Source organism: Streptomyces sp. NPDC102274 (genome assembly GCF_044766385.1).
Lineage (GTDB): Bacteria > Actinomycetota > Actinomycetes > Streptomycetales > Streptomycetaceae > Streptomyces.
The window spans coordinates 109,666-133,519 of record NZ_JBIWLW010000017.1 but is presented as its reverse complement, the minus strand read 5'-3'; the positions used below and the strand labels follow the sequence as shown (position 1 = coordinate 133,519).

20 protein-coding genes are annotated in these 23,854 nt (G+C 70.8%); 4 read left to right on the top strand and 16 right to left on the bottom strand.

Features of this window, described 5'->3' with window-relative positions:
- Positions 1 to 21 precede the first annotated feature (21 nt).
- The 5 genes from ACIRQP_RS23130 to ACIRQP_RS23110 form a co-directional block, all read right to left on the bottom strand.
- The gene (locus tag ACIRQP_RS23130) at positions 22 to 744 is read right to left on the bottom strand and encodes an SIR2 family NAD-dependent protein deacylase (protein WP_403893016.1); all 723 of its coding nucleotides are present in this window, start codon (positions 742 to 744) and stop codon (positions 22 to 24) included.
- 138 nt (positions 745 to 882) lie between these two features.
- Positions 883 to 2,109: a hypothetical protein gene (locus ACIRQP_RS23125; protein ID WP_403893015.1), complete on the bottom strand. Its 1,227-nt coding sequence runs from the start codon at positions 2,107 to 2,109 to the stop codon at positions 883 to 885.
- 152 nt (positions 2,110 to 2,261) lie between these two features.
- The gene (locus ACIRQP_RS23120; RefSeq protein ID WP_403893014.1) at positions 2,262 to 2,594 is read right to left on the bottom strand and encodes a hypothetical protein; all 333 of its coding nucleotides are present in this window, start codon (positions 2,592 to 2,594) and stop codon (positions 2,262 to 2,264) included.
- A gap of 356 nt (positions 2,595 to 2,950) precedes the next feature.
- Positions 2,951 to 4,120, bottom strand: a complete 1,170-nt coding sequence (locus ACIRQP_RS23115; protein ID WP_403893013.1) for a MerR family transcriptional regulator — start codon at positions 4,118 to 4,120, stop codon at positions 2,951 to 2,953.
- 150 nt (positions 4,121 to 4,270) lie between these two features.
- Positions 4,271 to 4,795: an NUDIX domain-containing protein gene (locus ACIRQP_RS23110; protein ID WP_403893012.1), complete on the bottom strand. Its 525-nt coding sequence runs from the start codon at positions 4,793 to 4,795 to the stop codon at positions 4,271 to 4,273.
- A gap of 153 nt (positions 4,796 to 4,948) precedes the next feature.
- Between ACIRQP_RS23110 and ACIRQP_RS23105 the strand changes: the two genes are divergently transcribed.
- Together ACIRQP_RS23105 and ACIRQP_RS23100 are read left to right on the top strand one after the other, a co-directional pair.
- The gene (locus ACIRQP_RS23105) at positions 4,949 to 6,103 is read left to right on the top strand and encodes a glycerate kinase (protein WP_403893011.1); all 1,155 of its coding nucleotides are present in this window, start codon (positions 4,949 to 4,951) and stop codon (positions 6,101 to 6,103) included.
- 56 nt (positions 6,104 to 6,159) lie between these two features.
- Positions 6,160 to 8,103 carry a GNAT family N-acetyltransferase gene (locus ACIRQP_RS23100; RefSeq protein ID WP_403893010.1) on the top strand — a complete coding sequence of 648 codons (1,944 nt, stop codon included), beginning with the start codon at positions 6,160 to 6,162 and terminating at the stop codon, positions 8,101 to 8,103.
- Here the strand turns inward: ACIRQP_RS23100 and ACIRQP_RS23095 are convergent.
- The 10 genes from ACIRQP_RS23095 to ACIRQP_RS23050 form a co-directional block, all read right to left on the bottom strand.
- Entirely contained in the window at positions 8,084 to 9,994 is a 1,911-nt protein-coding gene (locus tag ACIRQP_RS23095) for an AMP-binding protein (RefSeq protein ID WP_403893009.1), read from the bottom strand. The genes ACIRQP_RS23100 and ACIRQP_RS23095 overlap by 20 nt on opposite strands.
- Before the next feature lie 118 nt (positions 9,995 to 10,112).
- Positions 10,113 to 10,988, bottom strand: a complete 876-nt coding sequence (gene pssA / locus ACIRQP_RS23090; RefSeq protein ID WP_403893073.1) for a CDP-diacylglycerol--serine O-phosphatidyltransferase — start codon at positions 10,986 to 10,988, stop codon at positions 10,113 to 10,115.
- A complete protein-coding gene (locus ACIRQP_RS23085; protein WP_403893008.1) occupies positions 10,981 to 11,637 on the bottom strand; it encodes a phosphatidylserine decarboxylase in 657 nt (218 codons plus the stop codon). The genes pssA and ACIRQP_RS23085 overlap by 8 nt, the downstream gene beginning before the upstream one ends.
- A gap of 184 nt (positions 11,638 to 11,821) precedes the next feature.
- The gene (locus ACIRQP_RS23080) at positions 11,822 to 13,027 is read right to left on the bottom strand and encodes an acyl-CoA dehydrogenase family protein (protein WP_403893007.1); all 1,206 of its coding nucleotides are present in this window, start codon (positions 13,025 to 13,027) and stop codon (positions 11,822 to 11,824) included.
- Positions 13,028 to 13,034: 7 nt separating this feature from the next.
- Complete coding sequence (locus ACIRQP_RS23075) at positions 13,035 to 13,541, bottom strand: MaoC family dehydratase (RefSeq protein WP_403893006.1); 507 nt, start codon at positions 13,539 to 13,541, stop codon at positions 13,035 to 13,037.
- A gap of 2 nt (positions 13,542 to 13,543) precedes the next feature.
- Complete coding sequence (locus ACIRQP_RS23070; protein ID WP_403893005.1) at positions 13,544 to 14,536, bottom strand: HpcH/HpaI aldolase/citrate lyase family protein; 993 nt, start codon at positions 14,534 to 14,536, stop codon at positions 13,544 to 13,546.
- The gene (locus ACIRQP_RS23065) at positions 14,533 to 16,569 is read right to left on the bottom strand and encodes a protein meaA (RefSeq protein ID WP_403893004.1); all 2,037 of its coding nucleotides are present in this window, start codon (positions 16,567 to 16,569) and stop codon (positions 14,533 to 14,535) included. The genes ACIRQP_RS23070 and ACIRQP_RS23065 overlap by 4 nt, the downstream gene beginning before the upstream one ends.
- Positions 16,570 to 16,581: 12 nt before the next feature.
- Complete coding sequence (ccrA, locus tag ACIRQP_RS23060; RefSeq protein WP_403893003.1) at positions 16,582 to 17,955, bottom strand: crotonyl-CoA carboxylase/reductase; 1,374 nt, start codon at positions 17,953 to 17,955, stop codon at positions 16,582 to 16,584.
- 447 nt (positions 17,956 to 18,402) lie between these two features.
- Positions 18,403 to 19,215 (bottom strand): TetR family transcriptional regulator, encoded by an 813-nt coding sequence (locus ACIRQP_RS23055; protein ID WP_403893072.1) that lies wholly within the window; start codon positions 19,213 to 19,215, stop codon positions 18,403 to 18,405.
- 178 nt (positions 19,216 to 19,393) lie between these two features.
- The gene (locus ACIRQP_RS23050) at positions 19,394 to 21,175 is read right to left on the bottom strand and encodes a 3-hydroxyacyl-CoA dehydrogenase family protein (protein WP_403893002.1); all 1,782 of its coding nucleotides are present in this window, start codon (positions 21,173 to 21,175) and stop codon (positions 19,394 to 19,396) included.
- A gap of 408 nt (positions 21,176 to 21,583) precedes the next feature.
- On the opposite strand from ACIRQP_RS23050, the gene ACIRQP_RS23045 reads away from it, so the two are divergent.
- A complete protein-coding gene (locus ACIRQP_RS23045) occupies positions 21,584 to 22,150 on the top strand; it encodes an adenylosuccinate lyase (protein ID WP_403893001.1) in 567 nt (188 codons plus the stop codon).
- A gap of 24 nt (positions 22,151 to 22,174) precedes the next feature.
- Here the strand turns inward: ACIRQP_RS23045 and ACIRQP_RS23040 are convergent, their stop codons facing one another.
- Positions 22,175 to 23,260: an Rv2578c family radical SAM protein gene (locus ACIRQP_RS23040; RefSeq protein WP_403893000.1), complete on the bottom strand. Its 1,086-nt coding sequence runs from the start codon at positions 23,258 to 23,260 to the stop codon at positions 22,175 to 22,177.
- 137 nt (positions 23,261 to 23,397) lie between these two features.
- On the opposite strand from ACIRQP_RS23040, the gene ACIRQP_RS23035 reads away from it, so the two are divergent.
- Positions 23,398 to 23,853 carry an SRPBCC family protein gene (locus tag ACIRQP_RS23035; RefSeq protein ID WP_403892999.1) on the top strand — a complete coding sequence of 152 codons (456 nt, stop codon included), beginning with the start codon at positions 23,398 to 23,400 and terminating at the stop codon, positions 23,851 to 23,853.
- The last annotated feature ends 1 nt before the right edge of the window (position 23,854 follow it).

Here is a 23,854-nt window from a genome sequence, read left to right as displayed (position 1 = left end):
CCTGTCGGTCAGCCGGGTCGGTCAGCCGGGGTGGTACCTCTTCAGCAGCGCGGGCAGCGCCGTACCGATCGGCTCGCGGACGATCTCGTCGGCCCGGTCGTCGTACGGCGTCTGCTCGGCGTTGACCACGATCAGCCGGGCTCCATGGTCGGCGGCGATCCCCGCGAGCGAGGCGGCCGGCTGCACCTGAAGGGTCGTACCGACCGCGAGGAACACCTCGCACGCCTTGGCGATCGCCATCGACCGGGCCAGTACCTCGGGGTCGAGCCGCTCGCCGAACATCACCGTCGCCGACTTGAGGATCCCGCCGCACTCCCGGCAGGGCGGGTCCGTCTCACCCGCCGCCACGCGCGCGAGCGCCTCCTCCATCGACGAGCGCGCCCCGCACTCCGTACAGCTCACCGACCGTGCCGTGCCGTGGAGTTCGAGCACCTTGCGGGCGGGGAGACCGGCCAGCTGATGGAGCCCGTCCACATTCTGGGTGATCACCCGGACCGCCGTCCCCGCCCGCGCCAGCTCGGCCACCGCCCGGTGCGCGGCATTGGGCTCGGCGCGCGGCGTGGTGCTCTCGCTCCGCATCCGCCAGGAGCGGCGGCGGATGTCCGGGTCCGTCATGTACGAGTCGTATGTGACGAGCTTCTCGGCGCCGGGATCGCGCCGCCACAGGCCGTTGGGCCCGCGGTAGTCGGGGATGCCGGAGTCCGTGGAGATCCCGGCGCCGCTGAGGATCGCGACGAGAGTCATGCCGCGAGGGTACGCAGCGACGCCGGGGAGCGGCGAACGGATTCCCCCGCCGGTCAGGGGAGCCTCACCGGCCGCTCGGTCGTCCCGGCGTCTCCGGCGGCACCGGCGTCACCGGTCGCTGGGCCGGAGTCACGGTCGTCACGGCGTCACGGGCCGCACCCGCGGCGCCGGTGTCACGGGCGCGAAGGGGTTCGGGGTCAGCCCCGTCCAGCGGTGCAGGACCGCGCGGCCGGTCTGCCGGGTGACGCCGTCGACCTGGACCGTACCGGCCTCGGCGACGTAGTAGCGGCCACCGCCCAGCGAGATCAGCCCGTACTGTCCGGCCGACTCCCAGCCGTACACCCCGGACGCCGTGTCATGCAGCCCGCGCGGCAGGAGCGTCAGCAACTGCCCGCGCTCGGAAGGCAGCTGGCCCGGGACGGTGCCCCACACGGGTCGCTTCGAGCCGTCCAGGACGAAGAGCGAGTAGTTCGGGTACCCCGGCTTGGTGCCCTTGTACACGGCCATCAGCCAATCGCCGCTCTCCGCGTCGTACTCCAGGTTCTGCACGCCGTACGTGGTGTTCCCGGTGTATGCGAAGTACTTGCCGTCGGGGGAGGACGGGCCGCTCGTGTGCGGGGCGTCCTCCGTCAGCGGGCGCTCGTACCGCTCCCACCGCCGGACGTCGTACTGGAGCAGGACCTGATTGTCGTTGTCCTGGCGGCCGGTGTGGGCGTAGACCCCGTACGCGACGGTCAGTTTCGTACCGCCCTCGTGGTCGAAGGAGGGCCCGAACGCGACGCCGTCGATGCCACTGCACCCGTACCGGTGGTCGAGGGTGTTGGCGGTGTCTCCGTCGAAGACACCGTCGCCGTTCATGTCGGCCGTGTAGTCCTTCACGACCTCCTGGAGATGGACGGTGGAGACCACGCCGGTGGACGCGGCGTCCATGTTCATCCGGGTGATGCGGTCCCCGTCGAAGATCGCGATGTAGAAGGCCTTCGCGGCCTTGTACTCCAGCGAGCCGTAGACCCGTCCGTCCTCCTCGTTGAAGTCCAGGTCACCGAGGTGTCCGGTGAAGCCGGTGACGGAACCGAGGGGCTTGCCGGCCAGATCCGTCTTCACCAGGAGGTTGGTGAAGGAGAAGTACATGTGGCCCTCGCGGCGGTCGATGGCCATGCCCTGGAGATGGCCGGACTGCCATGTACCGCCGTCGACTCGGGCGGGCAGCGCGGCGGGACGGCTGGGCAGGGTGGCGGGCCGGGCGGGCGGCGCGGCCTCGGCGGGGGCCAGGGCCTGCGCCGCTCCGGCGCCGGCGACGACGGCCGACACGACGACCACGGACATGAACAGGGCCGCGAACCGGCCGCGCGGGTGCCTTCGCATGGTGCCTCCGAGTCCTGGGATGCCAGGATGATGCCGGGCCGCCGTGCACGCAGGACCAACGTGGAATGAACGTGGGGGAACCGGCCCTGACGGCCCCTCACCCCCCCCAGGGGGCCCTCACCCGGCCGGCGGTCACCCATCCGGGGCCGGTGTCAGGCGGAGCGCAGTGCGATGGCCTCGCTCAGCGAGGACTGCTCCGGGGCGGGCAGCCGCTTCTCGGCGTGGAGCATCCGCAGGGCGGTGGTGAGACGCTCCTCGTCCTCGGGCGCGCCCAGACCGCCCATGTAGGCGGGGAGGAGCAGGCTCAGCGCTTCGAGATCGGCGCGTGCGCACAGCCCGGTCAGCAGGGAACGGACGGGATCGTCCGCCGCGGGCGCGTCGTCGGTGGCCCGCAGCCCCCTGGCGACGCAGAGCCGGACCCACTCCCGGTACGGGGCCGGGCGGTACGCCGTCGAGACGCTCGGCCGCCGATCGGAAGTGCGCACGGGCCGTTTCCGGCCGGCCGAGCGCGAGCTGGGCCCGGCCCATGTTGCCGTGCAGCGAGGCGTAGAAGCCGCGGACGCGGTCGTCGCCGACCCGGTCGGTGCGGGTCAGACACTCCTGGTTCCAGCGCAGTGTCTCTTCCGGGGTCGGCTGATGGCGGGCGAGGTAGTGCGCGGCGACGCACGCCTCGTAGTCGTCCCCGGCCGCCTCCCAGGCCCGGAGGAACAGCCCGCGCGCGTCGGTCTCCCGGCCTTCGGTTCTCGGCCGTCATGCCCTGCGCGCAGAGCTGTACGACGGGGTTCTCGGGGTCCATGTAACTCCTCATTTCCTCATCGGAGCGGGGCGTCGGACGGCGGTGTCAGACGGCGTCGCCGCCGAGGGCGACGGGCATCACCAGGGTGGTGAAGCTGCCCTGGTCGGCCGAGCGCACCACCACCGGCTCGCTGACGGAGGCGATCTCCAGCAGCACGTCGGGGCCGACACTCGCTTCCAGGGCCGGGGCCAGTACGGCGGGGTCGAAGCCGATACACGGGGGCTGTTCGCCGGGGCAGACGGCCGGCAGAGCCGTGGCCCGGGAGTGATCGGGCAGGGAGACGGCCACCTCGTCCTCGCCCAGCCGCAGCACGACCGCCGGTGTCTCCCCGCAGTTGTTGACGGCGTCGAGCAGGGCCGGCCGGTCCACGATCAGCCGGTGCCGGGCCGGTGTCAGGGCCGACAGCATGTCCCGGTACGCGGGGAACAGGGCGGTCGAGACGGGGAGTTCACGGGACGCCGTGCCCGCCGTCTCCCGGAGCGTGGCCCCGTCCGGGCCCGCCTCGATCGTCACGGCGGCGCACCGCGACGCCCAGGCCCCGATCCCGGGGAGGGAGCCGGCCGCCACCAGCAGCCCGCGGGCGGGCCCCTCCACCGCCGCCACCGGCCTCAGGACCCGCATCGACAGCCGGTAGCGGTCGGTGGCCACCACCCGGACCTCGCCGTCGTCGATCTCGACGAGCACGCAGCCGAGTTCCGGGTGGACCGGGTCATGCCCGGCGGCCGGCACGACCTGGCGGAACGCGCTCGCCAGCTCCACGCCCCCGAGCCGTACGCGGGTGACGGCCCCGGTCTCGGCCCCTGCCCCGGAATCCGCGCGCGCTCCGTCGCCGGACAGGGACCGCAGCACCGCCTCGATCGTGGCGTCGGCCGTCCGCGTCCGGTCCCGTACGGTGTTCCGGTGCCGCTCCAGCACGGCGCGGGCCTCGTCCTCGTCGCCGTCGAGCACGACGGTGACCTCGGCCAGCGGCAGCCCCGCCGCCCGCAGGCTCCGCAGCATCCGGGCCCGGATGTCCTGGTCGGGGCGGTAGAAGCGGTAGCCCGTCGTCGTATCGACCCGGGCGGGCGGCAGCACACCGCAGTCGTTGTAGAAACGCAGTGCGCTCGGCGCGAGACCGACGCGCCGGGCGAAGGCGCTGATACCCAGCAGGTGAGCGGTGCCCCGCGAGATGCCTTCGGTGGTGCCGTCGGTGGTGCCGTCCGTGGTGAGGTCCATGGCGGTGATTGTCGACGTTCAGGCAACCTGAAGGTCAACTCTCCGCCCCAACCCCTCCCGGCCCCCCTCCCGCAACCCCTTCCCGGACCCCCTCCCGCAACCCCTTCCCGGAACCCCTCCCGGGCCGTCCTCGGGCCGTCCTCGGGCCGGTTACGACGAGCCGGGCCGGTGCCCGTTCTCCAGCTCCACCGCGCCCGCGCCGGAATCCAGCACATCGAGCGCGGCCAGTACCCGCGGTCCGAGCGTGCCCGGCAGAAACGCCGGGACCTCGGCACGGTCCACCAGCCGCCACGAGAGCAGCTCCTCCTCCTGGAGCCGGATCGCCGCCAGCCGCTCCTCGTCCAGCACCCCGCCGTCGTACAGATACGCGGCGATCGGCGGCCGGGCCCGCCCCTGCACCCAGTCGATCGCCAGCAGCCGCCCCGGCTCGATGTCGAGGCCGATCTCCTCCAGGGTCTCCCGCCGGGCGCCCTGGCGAGGAGTCTCGCCGTCGTCGGACTCGATGGTCCCGCCGGGCAGCGCCCAGCCGTCCCGGTAGTTCGGCTCGACGATCAGCACGCGCCCCGCGTCGTCCCTGAACAGCACGGCCGCGCCGGCGAGGACGCGGGGGAGGCCCGCGATGTACGTGGCGTAGTCGGTATCGGTACCGGTGTCTGCATCAGTGTGTGTTTTCACACGGGAAAGCCTAGGCGGTGTGTCGTCGGGCGAAGCCGGGCGTCGCAGGTGGGTGGACCTGGGCGCACAAGGGCGGCCTATGGGCACGGAGCTGCCGTCCGGATAGGGTCGGGGACGGCGCGACTGCCTGTTCGAAGAGCAAAGGGATGCATAGTGACGGACGGAGCAGCAACGGAGGCCGCGCGCGTGCTCATCGCGGCGGACAAGTTCAAGGGTTCGCTCACAGCCGTGCAGGTCGCGGAGCGGGTGACGGCGGGACTGCGTCGGATCGTCCCCGGGGTGACGGTGGAAACCCTGCCCGTCGCGGACGGCGGCGACGGTACGGTCGCGGCGGCCGTGGCCGCCGGATTCGAACGACGCGAGGTACGGGTCACCGGTCCGCTCGGTGACGAGCTGACCGCCGCCTTCGCGCTGCGCGACGGTACGGCCGTCGTCGAGATGGCGGAGGCCTCGGGCCTTCAGTGTCTGCCCGACGGGGTTTTCGCGCCGCTGACGGCGACCACCTTCGGCTCCGGCGAGCTGCTGCGCGCCGCGCTGGACGCGGGAGCGCGCGGCATCGTCTTCGGCGTCGGCGGCAGCGCCACGACCGACGGCGGCGCGGGGATGCTCGCGGCGCTGGGCGCCCGCTTCCTGGACGCGGCGGGGCAGCCGGTCGGACCCGGCGGCGGCGGGCTGCGCGACCTGGCCACCGCGGACCTCTCCGGTCTGGACGAACGTCTCGCCCGGACGGAGATCATTCTCGCCAGCGATGTCGACAATCCGCTGACCGGCCCCAAGGGCGCCCCCGCTGTCTACGGGCCGCAGAAGGGCGCGAGCCCCGAGGATGTCGCCATCCTCGACGCGGCCCTCGCCCGCTACGCCGCGGTCCTGGAGACGGCCATCGGCCCCCGTGCCGCCGATCTCGCGCTCTCGCCGGGCGCGGGCGCGGCCGGCGGTATCGGGTACGGCGCGCTGGTCGGACTCGGCGCGGGCTTCCGCCCCGGGATCGAGGTCATGCTCGACGTACTGGGCTTCGCCCACGCCCTGTCCCGGGCGACCCTCGTGATCACGGGCGAAGGTTCCCTGGACGAGCAGACCCTGCACGGCAAGGCCCCCGCGGGCGTCGCGGCGGCTGCCCGCGCGCGGGGCATCGAGGTCATCGCGGTCTGCGGCCGGCTGACGCTCCCGCCGGAGGCCCTGGGCAGGGCGGGCATCCGCCGCGCCTACGCCCTCAGCCGGCTGGAACCGGACCCGGCCGTCTCCATGGCGCAGGCGGGCCCGCTGCTGGAACGCCTCGCGGCGGAAATCGCGCGGGATTTCCTGCTCTGACCCCGGCCGGAAAGCCCAGGCCCCAGGCCGTGCCGGACACCGCCTAAAGTCGGGGCGTGCGAATACGGGAAGCGCGCCCCGAAGAGGCGCCGGTGCTGAGCGCGCTGGTGCTGCGCTCCAAGGCCCACTGGGGTTACGACGAAGCGTTCCTGGCCGCCTGCCGTGACGAACTGACCATCTCCAGCTGTGAGGTGACGGCCCGTCGGCTGACGGTCGCCGAGGACGAGACGTCCGGGGAGGCCCTGGGCGTCGCCTCGCTGGAGGGCCGGGCCCCGGACGGCACGCTCGGCCTGCTCTTCGTCGAACCCCGGGTGATCGGCCGGGGCATCGGTCGTGCCCTGTACGCCAATGTTCTGGACACGGCACGCGAGTTGGGCTTCGAGCGGCTGACCATCGACTCCGATCCGCACGCGGTTGACTTCTACCGGGCACTGGGCGCGCGGCCCGTCCCCGGTGGGGGCGCGCTGCCCCGTCTCCTGGTGGAACCGCCTCCGCGCAGGGCCTGGGTACGGGCCTGGACACGCGGTCTGCGCACCGTACAGCTCGGCAATGTCGCGGAGTTCCAGGCGCAGTTCGGTGAACTGACCCCGCTCGCGCGCCGGGCGAGCGGCCACTACTCCTGCCTGGCCGCGCTGGGCAGTCCGCACCCGGCCGCGGTCGTGCTGCCGGTGACCGTGCCGCCGGGCTGGGCCGAGCTGCTGTGCCGCCAACTGGCCTGGGATTCGCTGGAGGTGTACGACGGCCTTGGTGTTGCCCAGGCCGATGAGGCCGGCCAAGCCGTCCACACCCCCCAGGGGCTCCAGGCCGCCGAGGCCCTCCACACTCCCGATGCCGCCCGCTCCGGGCTCGCCGCCGCGATCCTCGCCCGCCCCGCCCTCACCCGCCGACTGCGCGGGCTCGGACTGCCCTTCGTACCGTGGGGCCACACCGGACCGTCCGGTGAGCTGTCGGGGGAGCCCCTCACGTCCGGGGCGCTGCGCTACGAGTCCAAGAGCGCGGCCAACGGCCTGTTCCAGCGGCTGGCCCCCGCGCATCCCGCCATCACCGTGCCCGTGCAGCGGACGGCGGCCAACCGTCGCGAGGCGGCCCGGCTGCTCCTCGCGCTGGTCCGCCCCGGCGCGGGCGGTGTCGTCAAGACCGAGCACGGTGTGGGGGGTTCGGGCACCCATGTGGTCAGATCCGTACGCGGTCTGCTGCCGGTCCTGCGCGCGCTGCCCCGGGGCCCGCTCCTCGTGGAGGAATACCTGACGGACGGGACGGACGCGGCGGACGTGACGGAAGGCTCCGAGCCCGGCCCGCCGCACGACGTCCCGCACGACGTTCCGCGCGACCTCACCTACGACGGCCTCGTGGACACGGCCGGCACGGTGCACGACGTCGGCGCCGCGCGGATGGACGTGGCGGGCACGGCGTACCGGGGAGCGACCGTCGGCCCCGGCGCCGTCCCGGACCGGGCCGCCTCGGTCGCCCTGCGGTTCGGTCACGCCGTCGGCCTCGAACTCGCCGCGAGCGGCTACCGTGGCTGGTACGACGTCGATTTCGTGACCGCCACGGCCGGCCGGCTCGCGCCGACGGAGATCAATCTGCGGCTGACGGGACCGTCCGTCGCCTTCATGGTGAAGGCACGCCTCGACGAGACCAGAGGCGGCGACCATCTCGTCCGCACCCTGGACCACATCCCGCTCGGCGCCCGGCTTCCGGACGGCGAACTTTTGGTGTGGCTGAGGGAACTGACGGGGCGTTGTGCGGAGATCGGGGCGGTGCTCGTGCCCTCGATCCCCTCGGCCGCCTTCGACCCGGCCCCGTTCCTGGGCGTCCTGCTCGCCGCCCGCACGCCGGACTGTCTCGACATGGCCGAGGCACTGGTCCGCGGCGCCGCTCGGGACCTCGGCCGGATCTTCGCCATCGTCGGCCGGACCAGCGGTCCCGCCGCTTCTACCGGATCCGCCGCTCCTGCCGATTCCGCCGCTCCCGCCGCTCCTACCGGTCCCGCTGCTTGACGTCGGGCAGTGACGCCACCACCCAGATCATCACGATCAGCGCCGCGATCATCAAGGGCACATTGAAGGTGTAGATGAGAGCCGCCTGCCGCGGCCAGTCGGTTTTGTCGGCCAGCCGGTAGAGGTTGTCCTGCGGCCACCAGGCCACCAGCAGATAGACGATCGCCAGATGGGCCGCGGTCGTCAGTCCACGCGACTCGCTCCGCTGCAGCATCAACCCCCGGCCCACCGCCAGGAACCCCATCCCGATGGCGAAGGCGAGCCACTCGGCCATGTAGAGCAGCACGAACAGCACGTTCCACGGCCCCGGCACCCCGGTCACATCCGTGGCGCCGGGGAAGATCACGGAGGTGAACACGGCGGCGAAGAAGCCGGCGCAGACCCCGACCAGGGCGGCGATCGCGCCCTCTTTCGTGTCGTCGCCCGCCCCGCTCTTGCCGCTCGCCCGCGCGGCGCCCGGGATCGGTGGCAGCGGCAGCTCCTCCCGGTCCACCTTCCCGGCCGCGTTCACCGGCAGCTTCCTGAGGCGCACCACAGCCTCGGGGATGTCGCCCGCCGGAACCACCCCGGTGAGCCTGGCCCGCAGGGAGGCGGCCTCCGGCGCGGCACCGAACGGAGCCCCGGCGCTCGGCACCACGAACGCGATCAGACGGCTCCCGGTGCGGCCCCGGTCTCCGGTGATGACCACGTCCTGGATGTGGGGGTGGTCGGCCAGCGCCGTCTCCACCCGGTAGGTGTCGACCGTCCTGCCGTCGATCGTGACCCGGTCGGCCATCCTGCCGCGGAACTCGATCGGCCCTTCGCCCTGCCGCCGCCCCGCGTCACCGGTGGGGACCGCGTCGCCGCCCTCCGGAGGGGTGAGCCAGATCTGCCCCTTGCGGATCTCGGCCGCGCCCCCCGGGAACGGCAGCCCCAGATACGCGGCCCGCTTCGGATGTGCCACGGGGCCGGGCAGTTGCTCGGGCTCGAACCAGGTACCGCAGCCGGCGACCTCCGTCGTCCCGTACACACTCAGCACGCGCGCCCCGATGGCCGGCAGCAGCGCCTGGAGCCGCAGCTGCTCATCGAGGCGCAGCGGTGCGCCGCCCACCGTGAGCAGTCGCAGGGACGGCAGCTCCTCGTCCAGCAGCTCGGCGGCGGTCGCGGGGCTCATCTCGGCGACCGTGACCTGCTCCGCCGCGATCCGGTCGGCCGTGATCGGCCGTTCGGAGAGCACCAGCGTCGCGCCCGAGCACAGGGCGCGTATCCAGCCGCCGGTGAACTCGGTGGTCGCGGGCGGCGCGGTCACCAGCAGCCGGTCCTCCGGCGACAGCCCGTAGACCTCGGACCAGGCGGCGTACGAGGCGACCAGCCGGTCGTGCCCGGTGCGGACGGCCGTGCGCCTGCCCGTCGTCCCCGCCGTGAACAGCACGGCGGCCGGTCCGCCAAGCGTATGTCCGCCAGGCGTATGGCCCGCCGAATCCCGGGGGGCGGGTCCCGCGTGGGCGATGTGCGCCGCGTCGGTGTCCAGACAGATGGCCGTCCTGCCGCGGCCGTCGTCGACCCGGGGCAGCAGCGATTCGTTCGTGATGACGGCCTTGGCGCGGGCGAGCCCCAGTAACCGGTGCAACTCCTGGGCCGGCGTTTTCGGGTCCACGACGGCGTACGCGTGGCCCGCCTTCAGTACGGCGAGGATCGACACCAGCACCTCGGCCGGGCGCTGCGTACAGATGGCGACGGTGGATCCGGCATCCGGCAGTCCGTCGGTCGCGGCGAGATACGCGGCCAGTCGTCCGGCGTCGGTGTTCAGCTGCTCGTAGCCGATCTGTTCACTGTCGGTGACGACGGCGACATGGTCGGGCGTCCGCTGCGCCCGTTCTTCGAAGAGCTGATGTATCGATCCCCCGGTCATGGCGGTCGATCATTCCAGAGGGGCAGGGCGCGGGGAAGAGGGAGTGCACGGGAAAGGGCCCGGACGCGTGCGCGCGTCCGGGCCCTTCACGTTCATTCGCCGTACGGCGACAGCCCGGCTATGGCAGCTGCGCCGCCCGTGCCTCGCGATGCGCCGCCCGTGCCTCGCGGCGATTGCCGCGGAACGTGTTCACGCGCCGGGCCGTGGCGAAGAGCGGGATCACCGCTGCCGCCACCACCTGGAGCGCACAGCCGGTCTGGAGCAGCAGCTGACCACCCGGCGCGTCGAACGCCCAGGCCGCCAGCAGCCCCATCGCGGCCACGATCCAGCTGAGCATCACCACCGCGAGAACGCCCCGCGGCTTGGGGTACTCGACCCGGCTCACCATCAGCCAGGCCACCCCGACGATCGCGAGCAGCGTCGGTACGAAGCGCAGCTCCAGCAGGACGATCGAGACGACCGTGAGGGCACCGAAGGGGCTCGGCATCCCCTGGAACATGCCGTCCTTCAGGGTCACACAGGAGAATCTCGCCAGCCGTAGCACGACGGCCAGCAGGACGACGATCGCCGCCAGTGCGGAGACCCGTTGATGCGCGTCGTCCGCGACCATTCCGTACACCAGTACGAAATATGCCGGGGCGAGGCCGAAGCTGATCAGATCGGAGAGGTTGTCCAGCTCCGCGCCCATCGGTGAGCTGCGCAGCTTGCGCGCGACGAGCCCGTCGAAGAGATCGAAGATCGCCGCCGCCAGCATCAGGATCACGGCCGTCGCGGCGGAGTGCCGCGCCATGCCGCTCTCGTCGCTGCCCGTGAGATGCGGGATCAGGATGCCGGTGGTGGTGAAGTAGACGGCCATGAAGCCGCAGGTGGCGTTACCGAGCGTGAGGGTGTCCGCTATCGACAGCCGCAGTGAGAGCGGCATGTCTTCCGCGTCGTCCTCCTCCTCGGCCTCGGCCTCCGCCGCCCAGCCGGCTTGCGTATCGGGATCAATCACGGTCAATTCGAGTCACCCCTGCGGTCGTGGTCTGACCGACCTCGACAGCGACATCGACACCTTCCGGAAGGTAGATGTCGACACGCGAGCCGAAACGGATCAGGCCGATGCGCTCGCCCTGTTCCACCTTGGTCCCCTGGGGCAGATACGGGACGATGCGGCGGGCTACCGCGCCGGCGATCTGCACCATCTCGATGTCGCCCAGTTCGGTGTCGAAGTGCCAGACAACGCGCTCGTTGTTCTCGCTCTCCTTGTTGAACGCCGGAACGAATCCGCCGGGAATATGCTCCACGGATGTCACGGTTCCCGCGAGGGGGGCGCGGTTGACATGGACGTTGAGCGGGCTCATGAAGATGGCGACACGAGTGCGCCCGTCCTTCCACGGCATGATGCTCTGCACCACACCGTCCGCCGGGGAGATGACCCGGCCCTGCGTGATCTCGCGCTCGGGGTCGCGGAAGAACCACAGCATGCCCGCCGCGAGCGCGGTGGCGGGCACAGCGAGGACCGCCGCGCGCTTGGAGTGACGTGCGCGGACAAGACCGATCGCCGCTGTGGCGACGGTGGGCAGGAGCCACGGCGATGCTCCGCGCGCGAGGCGTCCACCGAGCAAGCTGACGCGTGGTGCAGAGGTTTGGCTGTGGGGCATGGATGACCTTCGTAGCGGATGATGCCGCGCTGGCAACGGGGGGACGGCGGCGGCTTTCCAGCGATGGTACTGGTTTCGAGCTGCAACTGAGCAAGCCAGGACCCGAGTCGAGCGGCTTGAAGAAGGCGTCAGAGGGCGACAGGATGTGATCTTCTTCGCCATTAAATCCGAGCAAAAGCGACAATTATCCCTGGAACCGATACTCCTCCAGCAGTCGGCGGCCGATGATCATTTTCTGGATCTCGGCGGTACCCTCGCCGATCAGCAGCATCGGGGCCTCGCGGTAGAGGCGCTCGATCTCGTACTCCTTGGAGAAGCCGTAGCCGCCGTGGATACGGAAGGCGTCCTCGACGACTTCCTTGCAGTACTCGGAGGCGAGGTACTTCGCCATCCCTGCCTCCAGGTCGTTTCGTTCCCCGGAGTCCTTTTTGCGTGCCGCGTTGACCATCATGGCATGGGCGGCCTCGACTTTGGTGGCCATCTCCGCCAGCTTGAACTGGATCGCCTGGTGCTGGGCGATGGGTTTGCCGAAAGTGTGACGCTGCTGGGCATACGAGACACCGAGCTCGAAGGCGCGCTGTGCGACCCCGCAGCCACGCGCCGCGACATTCACCCGGCCGACCTCGACGCCGTCCATCATTTGGTAAAACCCTCGGCCGGTGGCCCCGCCGAGCACCCGATTGGCCGGAATGCGTAGTCCGTCCATGATCAGTTCGGTGGTGTCGACCCCCTTGTAGCCCATCTTGTCGATCTTCCCCGGGATGGTCAGGCCGGGCCGCACCTCGCCGAAGCCGGGCTCCTTCTCGACCAGGAACGTGGTCATCGACTTGTGCGGAGCCGTGCCTTCCGGATGCCCCTCGTCGCTGCGGCACAACACGGCGACGAGGTGGGACGTGCCGCCGTTGGTCAGCCACATCTTCTGGCCGTTCAGTACATATGAGTCGCCGTCCCTGATCCCCTTGGACGTGATCGCCGCGACGTCCGAACCGAGACCGGGCTCCGACATCGAGAACGCGCCACGCACCTCGCCGCCCGCCATCCGCGGCAGGAAGGCGGCCCGCTGCTCCTCGGTGCCGTGCTGCTTGAGCATGTACGCCACGATGAAGTGGGTGTTGATGATGCCGGAGACGGACATCCAGCCCCGGGCGATCTCCTCCACGCAGAGCGCGTAGGTGAGCAGGGACTCGCCCAGACCGCCGTACTCCTCGGGGATCATCAGCCCGAACAGGCCGAGCTCCTTGAGCCCCTCGACGATCTGGACCGGATACTCGTCGCGGTGCTCCAGCTCGGTGGCGACCGGGATGATCTCCTTGTCGACAAAGTCCCTGACGGTCGCCAGGATCTCGCGCTGGATGTCGGTCAGCCCGGCTGTCCGGGCGAGTCGGCTCATATCTCTGTCACTTCTCCCGCAGCTCGGGGCGGCCGGGCTGTTCGCCGCCGCGTTCCTTGATGTACGCCTCGGTGGGGACCATCACCTTGCGTCTGAACACGCAGACCAGCGTGCCGTCCTGTGTGTAGCCCCGGGTCTCCACGTACACGATTCCGCGGTCGCTCTTCGAGCGCGACGGCGTCTTCTCCAGCACGAGCGTCTCGCCGTAGAGCGTGTCCCCGTGGAAGGTCGGCGCGACGTGCTTGAGCGACTCCACCTCCAGATTGGCGATGGCCTTCCCGGAGACATCCGGCACCGACATACCCAGCAGCAGTGAGTAGATGTAGTTGCCCACGACGACGTTCTTCCCGAAGTCCGTCGTCTTCTCCGCGTAGTTGCTGTCCAGGTGCAGCGGGTGGTGGTTCATGGTGAGCAGACAGAACAGATGGTCGTCGTACTCCGTGACCGTCTTGCCCGGCCAGTGTTTGTAGACCGCGCCGACCTCGAACTCCTCGAAGGTGCGTCCGAACCGCATCGTCACGCCTCCGGGGCTTCGAACGAGGTGGTACGCCGCATCCCGGCGGCCCGGCCCTTGCCCGAGACGACCAGCGCCATCTTGCGGCTCGCCTCGTCGATCATCTCGTCGCCGAGCATCGCGGAGCCCTTCTTGCCGCCCGCCTCCGACGTGTAGTACTCGTACGCGTCGAGAATCAGCTCGGCGTGGTCGTAGTCCTCCTGGGAGGGCGAGAAGATCTCGTTCGACGCCTCGATCTGGCCCGGGTGGAGCACCCACTTGCCGTCGTAGCCCAGCGCCGCCGCCCGGCGTGCCACCTCGCGATAGCCGTCCACATCGCGGATCTGGAGGTAGGGGCCGTCGATCGCCTGGAGATCGTGGGTACGGGCCGCCATCAGAATGCGCATCAGAATGTAGTGGTACGCGTCCGCGCCATAGCCGGGCGGCTGCTGCCCGACGACGAGGGACTTCATATTGATGGACGCCATGAAGTCGGCGGGACCGAAGACGATCGTCTCAAGACGGGGCGAGGCGGCGGCGATCTTGTCGACGTTCACCAGGCCCTTCGCGTTCTCGATCTGCGCCTCGATCCCGATCCTGCCGACCTCGAAGCCCATCGTCTTCTCGATCTGGGTGAGCAGCAGATCGAGGGCGATGATCTGCTGGGCGTCCTGGACCTTCGGCAGCATGACGCAGTCGAGATTGTGTCCCGCGCCCTCCACCACCGTGATCACATCGCGGTAGGTCCAGTGCGTCGTCCAGTCATTGACCCGTACGACCCGGGTCTTGCCCGTCCAGTCGCCCTTGTTGAGCGCGTCGACGATGGTGTGCCGGGCGCCCTCCTTGGCGAGCGGCGCGCAGGCGTCCTCCAGATCCAGGAAGACCTGGTCGGCCGGCAGCCCCTGGGCCTTCTCCAGGAAGCGCGGGTTCGACCCCGGTACGGCGAGACACGAGCGGCGCGGACGCAGCCGGCGCGCGGCGGTTGCGGCTGTCTCGGTGGTAGCAGGCGCGGTCATGCGGGGACCTCCCATGGGTCGAGCTTGTTCGCTGTGCGGATCTCGTCGACGATACGGCCGATGATCTCCGTGATCCCGAAGTCCTTCGGGGTGAAGACGGCGGCCACTCCGGCCGCCCGCAGCTCCTCGGCGTCGGCGTTCGGGATGATCCCGCCGACGATCACCGGGATGTCGCCCGCGCCCGCCTCGCGCAGCCGCGCCAGGACCTCGGGCACCAGCGCGGCGTGCGAGCCCGAGAGGATCGACAGGCCCACGCAGTGCACGTCCTCGGCGAGCGCGGCACCGACGATCTGTTCGGGCGTCAGCCTGATGCCCTGGTAGACCACCTCGAAGCCGGCGTCGCGGGCGCGGACCGCGATCTGTTCGGCGCCGTTGGAGTGCCCGTCCAGACCGGGCTTGCCGACCAGCAGCCGCAGCCGCCCGGTGCCGCCCCGGGCGCCGGGCGCCGAGGTCAGCTCCTCGGCGGTACGGGCCACCTTCTCTCGTACGTCCGCGAGCGCGGTGCCCGCCTCCGCGGACACCGCGATCGGGGCGCCGCTGACGCCCGTGGGCGCGCGGAACTCGCCGAAGACGTCCCGCAGCGCCCAGGACCACTCGCCGGTCGTCACCCCGGCCCGCGCGCACTCCAGCGTGGCGGCCATCAGATTGTCGGTGCCCGCGGCGGCCTTCTTCAGGGCGGTCAGCGCGTCGGTGGCCCGCGCCTCCTCACGGTTGACCCGCCAGCTCTGGAGAGCGGCCACCACCCCGGCCTCGTTCGCCGGATCGACCGTCATGATGGCGGTGTCGAGATCGGCGGTGAGCGGGTTGGGCTCGGTGGACTCGAAACAGTTGACGCCGACGACCTTCTCCTCGCCCGACTCGATCCGCGCCCGCCGCTCGGCGTGCGAGGCGACGAGCCGCGACTTGAGATAGCCGGACTCGACGGCGGTCATCACCCCGCCCATCGCCTCGATCCGGTCGATCTCGGCGAAGGACTCGGTGACCAGGTCCGCCACCTTCGCCTCGACGACCCGCGAGCCCTCGAAGATGTCCGGGTACTCCAGCAGATCGCTCTCGTGCGCCAGTACCTGCTGGATACGGAGCGACCACTGCTGGTCCCAGGGGCGGGGCAGCCCCAGCGCCTCGTTCCAGGCGGGCAGCTGTACGGCGCGGGCGCGGGCGTCCTTGGAGAGTGTCACGGCGAGCATTTCGAGAACGATCCGCTGGACGTTGTTCTCCGGCTGCGCCTCGGTCAGCCCGAGGGAGTTGACCTGGACGCCATAGCGGAAGCGGCGCTGCCTGGCGTCCTCGACGCCGTACCGCTCCTGGGTGATCCGGTCCCAGATACGGGAGAAGGCCCGCATCTTGCACATCTCCTCGATGAACCGGACACCCGCGTTGACGAAGAACGAGATCCGGCCGACCACATCCCCCTTGCGCTCCTGGGGGATCCGGCCGGACGCGAACACCGCGTCCAGTACGGCGATCGCGGTGGACATCGCGTACGCGATCTCCTGGACCGGAGTGGCCCCCGCCTCCTGGAGGTGGTAGCTGCAGATGTTGATCGGATTCCACTTGGGGATGTGGTTCACCGTGTAGGTGATCATGTCCGTGGTCAGCCGCAGGCTCGGCCCCGGCGGGAAGACATGCGTCCCGCGCGAGAGGTACTCCTTGACGATGTCGTTCTGTGTCGTCCCCTGGAGCCGGCCGATGTCCGCGCCCTGCTCCTCCGCGACCACCTGATAGAGCGCCAGCAGCCACATGGCGGTGGCGTTGATGGTCATCGAGGTGTTCATACGCTCCAGCGGGATGTCCTGGAACAGCCGGCGCATGTCGCCGAGGTGCGAGACCGGCACCCCGACCCGGCCGACCTCGCCGCGGGCGAGGATGTGGTCGGGGTCGTAGCCGGTCTGCGTCGGGAGATCGAACGCGATGGACAGGCCCGTCTGCCCCTTGGCGAGATTGCGCCGGAACAGCTCGTTGGACGCCTCGGCGGTCGAGTGACCGGCGTACGTCCGCATGAGCCAGGGCCGGTCCTTCTGGCGGTCAGGCATATCAGGGAACCCTCAGCTGTCATGAGTGTGGGAAGCGGTCCGCTCCGCCGAAGCGTCGCGGAACAGATTGATGGCGTCGAGATGGCGTGCGCGCAGCTCCTCGTCGCGCACACCGAGGCCCTCGCGCGGCGCCAGCGCCAGCACGCCGACCTTGCCCTGGTGGCGGTTGCCGTGCACGTCGTACGCGGCCTGGCCGGTGTCCTCCAGCGCGTACACCTTCGACAGGGTGGGATGGATCTTCCCCTTGGCGACCAGCCGGTTGGCCTCCCATGCCTCACGGTAGTTGGCGAAGTGCGAGCCGACGATCCGCTTCAGCGACATCCACAGATAGCGGTTGTCGTACTCATGGGTGTAGCCGGAGGTGGAGGCGCAGGTCACGACCGTGCCACCCTTGCGGGTCACATAGACGCTCGCGCCGAAGGTCTCGCGCCCCGGGTGCTCGAAGACGATGTCGACGTCCTCGCCGCCGGTCAGCTCACGGATGTGCTTGCCGAACCGCTTCCACTCGCGCGGATCCTGGTGGTGCTCGTCCTTCCAGAACCGGTAGTCCTCGGCGCCGCGGTCGATGATCGCCTCGGCGCCCATCCGCCGGCACAGCTCCGCCTTCCGGTCGCTGGAGACCACACAGACCGGGTTCGCGCCGCCGACCAGCGCGAACTGTGTGGCGTACGAGCCCAGTCCGCCGGTCGCGCCCCAGATCAGCACGTTGTCGCCCTGCTTCATGTCGGCGCCGTTGCGGGACACCAGCTGGCGGTACGCGGTGGAGTTGACCAGCCCCGGGGCCGCGGCCTCCTCCCAGCTGAGGTGCCCGGCCTTGGGCATCAGCTGATTGGACTTCACCAGGGCCAGCTCCGCCAGACCGCCGAAGTTGGTCTCGAAGCCCCAGATCCGCTGCTCGGGGTCGAGCATCGTGTCGTTGTGGCCGTCGGACGACTCCAGTTCGACGGAGAGACAGTGCGCGACGACCTCGTCGCCCGGCCGCCAGGCGTTGACCCCGGGCCCGGTACGCAGCACTACGCCGGACAGGTCCGAGCCGATGACGTGGTACGGCAGATCGTGCCGCCTGGCGAGCTCGCTGAGCTTGCCGTACCGCTCCAGGAAGCCGAAGGTCGGCAGCGGCTCGAAGATCGAGGTCCAGACGGAGTTGTAATTCACCGAGCTGGCCATGACGGCCACCAGGGCCTCGCCGGGGCCGAGTTCGGGCACCGGCACCTCATCGAGATGGAGTGACTTGCGGGGGTCCTTCTCCCGGGCGGGGAGATCGGCGAACATCTCCGTCTCGTCCTTGTGGACGGTCACCGCGCGGTACGAACCGGGCAGCGGCAGTGCGGCGAAGTCGGCGGACGTAGTGTCCGGCGAAAGGATCGCGTCCAGGATTTCCTTCACGGTGTTGCCTCCGGCGAAGCTGAGGGTGCGAGATGCAAGGGGGCTGCTTGCTGGTGCGGTGGAGGTGTGCCGTCGGTTCGGCGGGTGCGGGTGCTGATCGAGCCGCTTCGTGCTGATCGGCGGCGCCGGGTGGGCGCGGAGGTGCCTGTGACGCAGGCGTCCTGGCGCACAAGCGAGACGGCTTGCGGGAACAGCCGGACAACTTCACGATATGGCACCCTGTGACAGCTGACAAGGCACTGGGTGCCAACAATTTCCCTCGTTTGTCACCTGCGGGGCACGCATGAGCAATGTCTACCGCTCATGCGGCGACAAATATCACCAAGCGCGGTCAAGCGAGCGCATGGCGTAGGCGAAGGCTTGCGTACGGAAGCGCATACCGACGCGCAGACGAAAACGCACCGGACCTCGCGGGGTCCGGTGCGCCGGGCGGTTACCGGGGGTCGCTCACGCGTTCCTGAGCGCCTGCCTGATGGTGCGCATGACCTCGTCCAGCGGGGCGTCGGTGTGGGCCACCGCCACCAGGACGTCCCCGGTGGTGCGCGCCGAGGCCGCCACATGCTCCGGCTTGCCGCCGATGGTCCGGCCCGCGCCGATGCCCGTACCGAACGTGTCGCGCACGATCGCGAAGGCGTGGTCGAGCTGCGCCTCCACATCGCCCTGGCCGCCGGCCCGCAGCCAGCGGCGCAGCACATGGTTGTGCGCGGTGACGACGGCGGACGCGGCCACCTCGGCCAGCAGTGGGTCGTCGTTGCCGTCGGTGTGGTCGCGCTCGTCGAAGTGGCCCAACAGATAACGGGTGAACAGCCGCTCGTAGCGGGCCACCGAGGCGATCTCGCGCTCCCGGAGCGTGGGGACCTCGCGGGTCAGCCGGTAGCGCTCCACGGAGACCGCGGGGGAGGCTGCGTACATCCGCATGACCTCCTTGATGCCCCGGCACACCGTGTCGAGCGGATGCTCATGGGCGGGGGCGGCGTTGAGGACCGCCTCCGCCCGTACGAGCGTGTCGTCGTGGTCGGGGAAGATCGCCTCTTCCTTGGAGCGGAAGTGCCGGAAGAAGGTACGGCGGGCCACCCCCGCCGCCGCGGCGATCTCGTCGACGGTCGTCGCCTCGTACCCCTTGGTCGCGAACAGCTCCATGGCCGCGGCCGCCAGCTCGCGGCGCATCTTGAGCCGCTGGGCGGCGGCGCGGGTACCGGCGGCACTTTCCGGAACGTCGGTCCTGGAGTGCGTACGGGAGGACTTGGCGGGCTGGGACATGAGGTGAACGTACTGCATCGGTGCAGGAGAGCGCGCCTGCGGGGCCGGGCCGCCCGCCGCACCGCCGGTCGCGCCGTACGCCGTACCGGACGCCGTCGTACCGGACGCCGGCGAGTCCGGCGTGCGGTCCGCCGGATCGAGCGGCCCGCCCCGGCCCGCGCCCCGGCCCGCGCCCGGGTCAGCGCCGGGCATACTCGCGGAAGCCGCGGCCCGTCTTGCGGCCGAGGCAGCCCGCGGCCACCAGATGTTCGAGCAGCGGCGCCGGGGCCAGCCCCGGGTCCCGGAACGCGCGGTGCAGGACGCGTTCGATGGCCAGGGAGACATCGAGGCCGACCACATCGAGAAGCTCGAAGGGCCCCATCGGATAGCCGCCGCCCAGCCGCATCGCGGCGTCGATGTCGTCCAGCGTCGCGTAGTGCTCCTCGACCATCTTGATCGCGTTGTTCAGATACGGGAAGAGCAGCGCGTTGACGATGAAACCGGCGCGGTCGCCGCAGTCCACCGGGTGCTTGCGGACGGCCGTGGACACGGCGTGGACGGTGGCCACGGTCTCGTCGGAGGTCAGCACCGTACGGACCACCTCGACGAGCTTCATCGCCGGGGCCGGATTGAAGAAGTGCATCCCGACGACATCCCACGGGCGCGAGGTCGCGCGGGCGCAGGCGATCACCGGGAGCGACGAGGTGGTGGTGGCCAGCACCGCGCCCGGCCGGCAGACCTTGTCGAGCGTGGCGAACAGCCGCTGCTTGACCTCCAGGTCCTCGGCCACCGCCTCGATGGCGAGGTCCACCTCGGACAGCGCGTCGAGCGAACCGGCCGGGGTGATCCGCGCCAGCGTGGCGGCACAGGCCTCGGCCGTCATCCGCCCCTTGCCGACCGAGCGGGCCAGGGACTTCGCGATACGGGACGTGGCGCCCTCGGCCTTCTCCGGCGTACGGGCGGCGAGCACGACGTCGTATCCCGCCTTGGCGAAGACCTCCGCGATACCGCTCGCCATCGTGCCGGAGCCCGCCACCCCCACCGAGCGGACGGGCCGTCCGGCGCCGCCTTCCCGGCCGGCCCCCGGGGTGAACGCGTCCGGCACGACCGTGCCGCTGCCGACCGCCTCGTACGTATAGAAACCGCGCCCGGACTTACGGCCGGTCAGCCCGGCCTCGCTGAGCTGGCCGAGGACCGGCGCGGGGGCGTGCAGCCGGTCGTGCGACGCCGCGTACATCGCCTCCAGCACGGTACGGGCGGTGTCGACCCCGATCAGATCGAGCAGGGCGAGCGGCCCCATCGGCAGCCCGCAGCCCAGCCGCATCGCGGCGTCGATGTCCTCACGGGAGGCGTATTTCGCCTCGAACATGGCGGCGGCCTGATTGAGATAGCCGAAGAGCAGCCCGTCCGCCACGAAACCGGGCCGGTCGCCCACCGGGACCGGCTCCTTGCCGAGCTCCCGGGCGAGCGCCGTGACGGCCGCGACCGCCTGCGGCGAGGTGAGGACCGACGAGACCACCTCGACCAGCTTCATCGCCGGCGCGGGGTTGAAGAAGTGCAGGCCGAGCACGCGCTCGGGGTGCGCGGAGTCGGCGGCCAGCCGGGTCACCGACAGCGCGTTGGTGCCGGTCGCCAGGATCGTGGTGGGGCTGACGATGGTGTCCAGCGCGCGGAAGACCCGCTGCTTCGTCTCGTACGACTCCGGCACGACCTCGATCACCAGCTCGGCGTCGGCGGCGGCGCGCAGATCGGAGAAGGTGCGGAAGCGCGCGAGCACGGTCCGCCGCTCCTCCTCGCCGATCCGCCCCCGACGCACGGCCCGCGCGGTGGACGCGTCGAGCGCCTCGGCGGCCCGGACGGCGGCGGCGTCGCTGATGTCGATACCGATGACCTCGTGCCCGGCCCGGGTGAGGATCTCGGCGATACCGGTGCCCATCGTGCCGAGACCGACGACGGCGATGGTGGAGAGAGGGATGTCCATCACGGGACTCCAGGGGATGAGAGTGACGACTGAGGGCGCGCGGCGAGCGCCGGGCGCGCGAGAACGTGCGGGTCGCGAAGGAGCGGCGGCGATGCGGTGGCGGCCTCTGTTCCGGAGTCGCGCCGTACATCGCCGTTGAAGGCCGTACACGGCACGAAAGCCCTACATGGCCGTACACAGCCGTGCTGAACCGACAGCACCACCCACGACGGCTGCGTCACCAGGCCGTCGAAAGCCGCGGAGGTTATCCGCTCATCTGAGGCTAACCGACGAGTAACGAGCGCGCCATAGCGGGGGCGCTGTGCGCCGTGTCACGGACGGCCGGAATTGCTCGTCCAGGCGTGAAGTGGCCGGTGGGGCACGCTACTTGGTGCCGACAGCGATCCGCCGGATCGATACGCTGGGCGGATGGACGAGGACTTCCGCTCGCTCGCGGACCGGGTGCGGGACGAGTCCCGGGGCTCCGACGCCTGCGAGCGGCTGATCGCCACCGAGGATCCCGAGATGCTGGCCGACGTTCTCGTCGCGCCGGGACAGCCCCTGTGGGCACGGGAGATCGCGGCGTTCCGGCTCGGCTGCGCGGGGGACCGGCGGGCCTTCGAGGCGCTGGTGCTGCTCCTCAACCACCGGGATCCGGAGCGCTGTGTCTCCGCCTCGTACGCCCTGGCACGGCTCGGCGACCCGCGCACTCCCAGAGCCGCCGCCGCGCTCGCCACCAACGGGCTGCGCACGGCCTACGCGCTCCACCCCGTACGGCTGCTCACCGAACTGCGCGCGCCCGAGTCCGTACCGGCGCTGATCAGCACGCTGGAACGGCTGCTGGCGCCCGACGAACCGTACTGGCGGGTGGCGCTCGCCTGCGTCGAGGGGCTGGGCCGGCTCGCCGACGACCGGGCGCGCCCCGCCCTGGAGGCCGCCCGGCGTCACCCGAGGCTGGGCGCCGCCGCGGCCGAGGCGCTCAGCCGTCTCGCGTAGGCGCACCTCCGGCACGGAGACGCGCTACAGCAGCGTGAGCTGGGTGGCGCCCGGCGCCGGGTCCGCCGCCACCGGCCTGACCGGCAGGCCCGGGAGGTCCGGATCCCGTGGCACGGCGATCCGCCGGGCCCCGCCCCGGCTCGCCGGACCGATGCCGAACTCGTCGGCCAGTTCATGCACCTGCCGGGTGATCCGCCGCTGGTACCACTTGGGCGCGTACGCCCCCTCCGCGTACAGCCGCTCGTACCGCGCCACCAGATGGGGATGGTGCCGCGTCAGCCAGGCCATGAACCACTCGCGCGCGCCCGGCCGCAGATGCAGGACGAGCGGGGTCACGGAGGTGGCGCCGGCCGCGGCGATCGCGCGTACCGTCGCCCGCAGCTGGTCGGGGCCGTCGCCCAGGAAGGGGATCACGGGCGCCATCAGCACCCCGCAGCCGATGCCGTTGTCACTCATCGCGCGTACGACGTCGAGGCGGCGCTCGGGCGAGGGCGTGCCCGGTTCGACCGTGCGCCACAGTTCCTTGTCGACAAAGCCGACGGAGACGGAGACACCCACGTCCGTGACGGCCGCGGCCTCCCGCAGCAGTTCGAGGTCGCGCAGGATCAGGGTGCCCTTGGTGAGGATGGAGAAGGGGTTCGCGTGGTCGCGCAGGGCCGTGATGATGCCCGGCATCAACCGGTAGCGGCCCTCAGCCCGCTGGTAGCAGTCGACATTCGTACCCATCGCGATATGGGCCCCCTGCCACTGCCGGGAGCCCAGCTGGCGGCGTACCAGCTCCGGCGCGTTGATCTTGACCACGATCTGGGAGTCGAAGCCGAGCCCCGTGTCGAGGTCCAGATAGCTGTGGGTCTTGCGGGCGAAGCAGTAGACGCAGGCGTGCGTACAGCCGCGGTACGGGTTCACCGTCCATTCGAACGGCATACGGGACGCGCCCGGCACCCGGTTCACGATCGAACGGGCACGGATCTCATGGAAGGTGATGCCGCGGAATTCGGGCGTGTCGAAGGTACGGGTGGTCACGGCGTCCGTGCCGAAGAGCGCGATGTCCCCGGTAGGCCCGGTAGGCCCGGTCGTCGAGGCGTTCTCGACCAGATTGTCCCAGCGCATGGGTGCCTCCTCGGTAGCACTGACCACAGAATAGAACACTTGTTCCCTTGATCGCCGCAACCACGATTTGGGCGGGCGTACCGGAGGGTGGTTGGCTGGCCGCACCCCACCGGAAAACGAGTGCTGGAGGAAGAGCCATGGCGCAGGTCGAGGCCACGACGGAGCGAATCATCGCGGCGGACCCGGAGACGGTGTTCGATGCTCTGGCCGACTACGAGAACACCCGCGCGAAGCTTCTGCCCGGACACTTCAGCGAGTACGAGGTGCGGGAGGGCGGCGACGGCGAGGGCACCCTCGTCCACTGGAGGCTCCAGGCCACCAGCAAGCGCGTCCGCGACTGTCTGCTGGAGGTGACCGAGCCCAGCGACGGCCTGCTCGTGGAGAAGGACCGCAACTCCTCCATGGTCACGACCTGGACCGTCACCCCGGCCGGTGAGGGCAGCTCGAAGGCCGTCGTCACCACCGTCTGGGACGGCGCGGGCGGCATCGGCGGCTTCTTCGAGCGGACCTTCGCCCCCAAGGGCCTGAGCCGCATCTACGACGAGCTGCTCGAGCGGCTCGCCAAGGAGACCGAGAAGGGCAGCACGGACTGAC

Excerpts from the sequence above, each read along its gene's own strand:
- ACIRQP_RS23055 (WP_403893072.1), bottom strand. The coding sequence starts at position 19,215 with ATGTCCCAGCCCGCCAAGTCCTCCCGTACGCACTCCAGGACCGACGTT.
- ACIRQP_RS23075 (WP_403893006.1), bottom strand. The coding sequence starts at position 13,541 with ATGCGGTTCGGACGCACCTTCGAGGAGTTCGAGGTCGGCGCGGTCTAC.
- ACIRQP_RS23070 (WP_403893005.1), bottom strand. The coding sequence starts at position 14,536 with ATGACCGCGCCTGCTACCACCGAGACAGCCGCAACCGCCGCGCGCCGG.
- ACIRQP_RS23085 (WP_403893008.1), bottom strand. The coding sequence starts at position 11,637 with ATGCCCCACAGCCAAACCTCTGCACCACGCGTCAGCTTGCTCGGTGGA.
- ACIRQP_RS23045 (WP_403893001.1), top strand. The coding sequence starts at position 21,584 with ATGGACGAGGACTTCCGCTCGCTCGCGGACCGGGTGCGGGACGAGTCC.
- ACIRQP_RS23035 (WP_403892999.1), top strand. The coding sequence starts at position 23,398 with ATGGCGCAGGTCGAGGCCACGACGGAGCGAATCATCGCGGCGGACCCG.
- ACIRQP_RS23125 (WP_403893015.1), bottom strand. The coding sequence starts at position 2,109 with ATGCGAAGGCACCCGCGCGGCCGGTTCGCGGCCCTGTTCATGTCCGTG.
- ACIRQP_RS23115 (WP_403893013.1), bottom strand. The coding sequence starts at position 4,120 with ATGGACCTCACCACGGACGGCACCACCGACGGCACCACCGAAGGCATC.
- ACIRQP_RS23095 (WP_403893009.1), bottom strand. The coding sequence starts at position 9,994 with ATGACCGGGGGATCGATACATCAGCTCTTCGAAGAACGGGCGCAGCGG.
- ACIRQP_RS23080 (WP_403893007.1), bottom strand. The coding sequence starts at position 13,027 with ATGAGCCGACTCGCCCGGACAGCCGGGCTGACCGACATCCAGCGCGAG.
- ACIRQP_RS23050 (WP_403893002.1), bottom strand. The coding sequence starts at position 21,175 with ATGGACATCCCTCTCTCCACCATCGCCGTCGTCGGTCTCGGCACGATG.
- ACIRQP_RS23065 (WP_403893004.1), bottom strand. The coding sequence starts at position 16,569 with ATGCCTGACCGCCAGAAGGACCGGCCCTGGCTCATGCGGACGTACGCC.
- ACIRQP_RS23040 (WP_403893000.1), bottom strand. The coding sequence starts at position 23,260 with ATGCGCTGGGACAATCTGGTCGAGAACGCCTCGACGACCGGGCCTACC.
- ACIRQP_RS23130 (WP_403893016.1), bottom strand. The coding sequence starts at position 744 with ATGACTCTCGTCGCGATCCTCAGCGGCGCCGGGATCTCCACGGACTCC.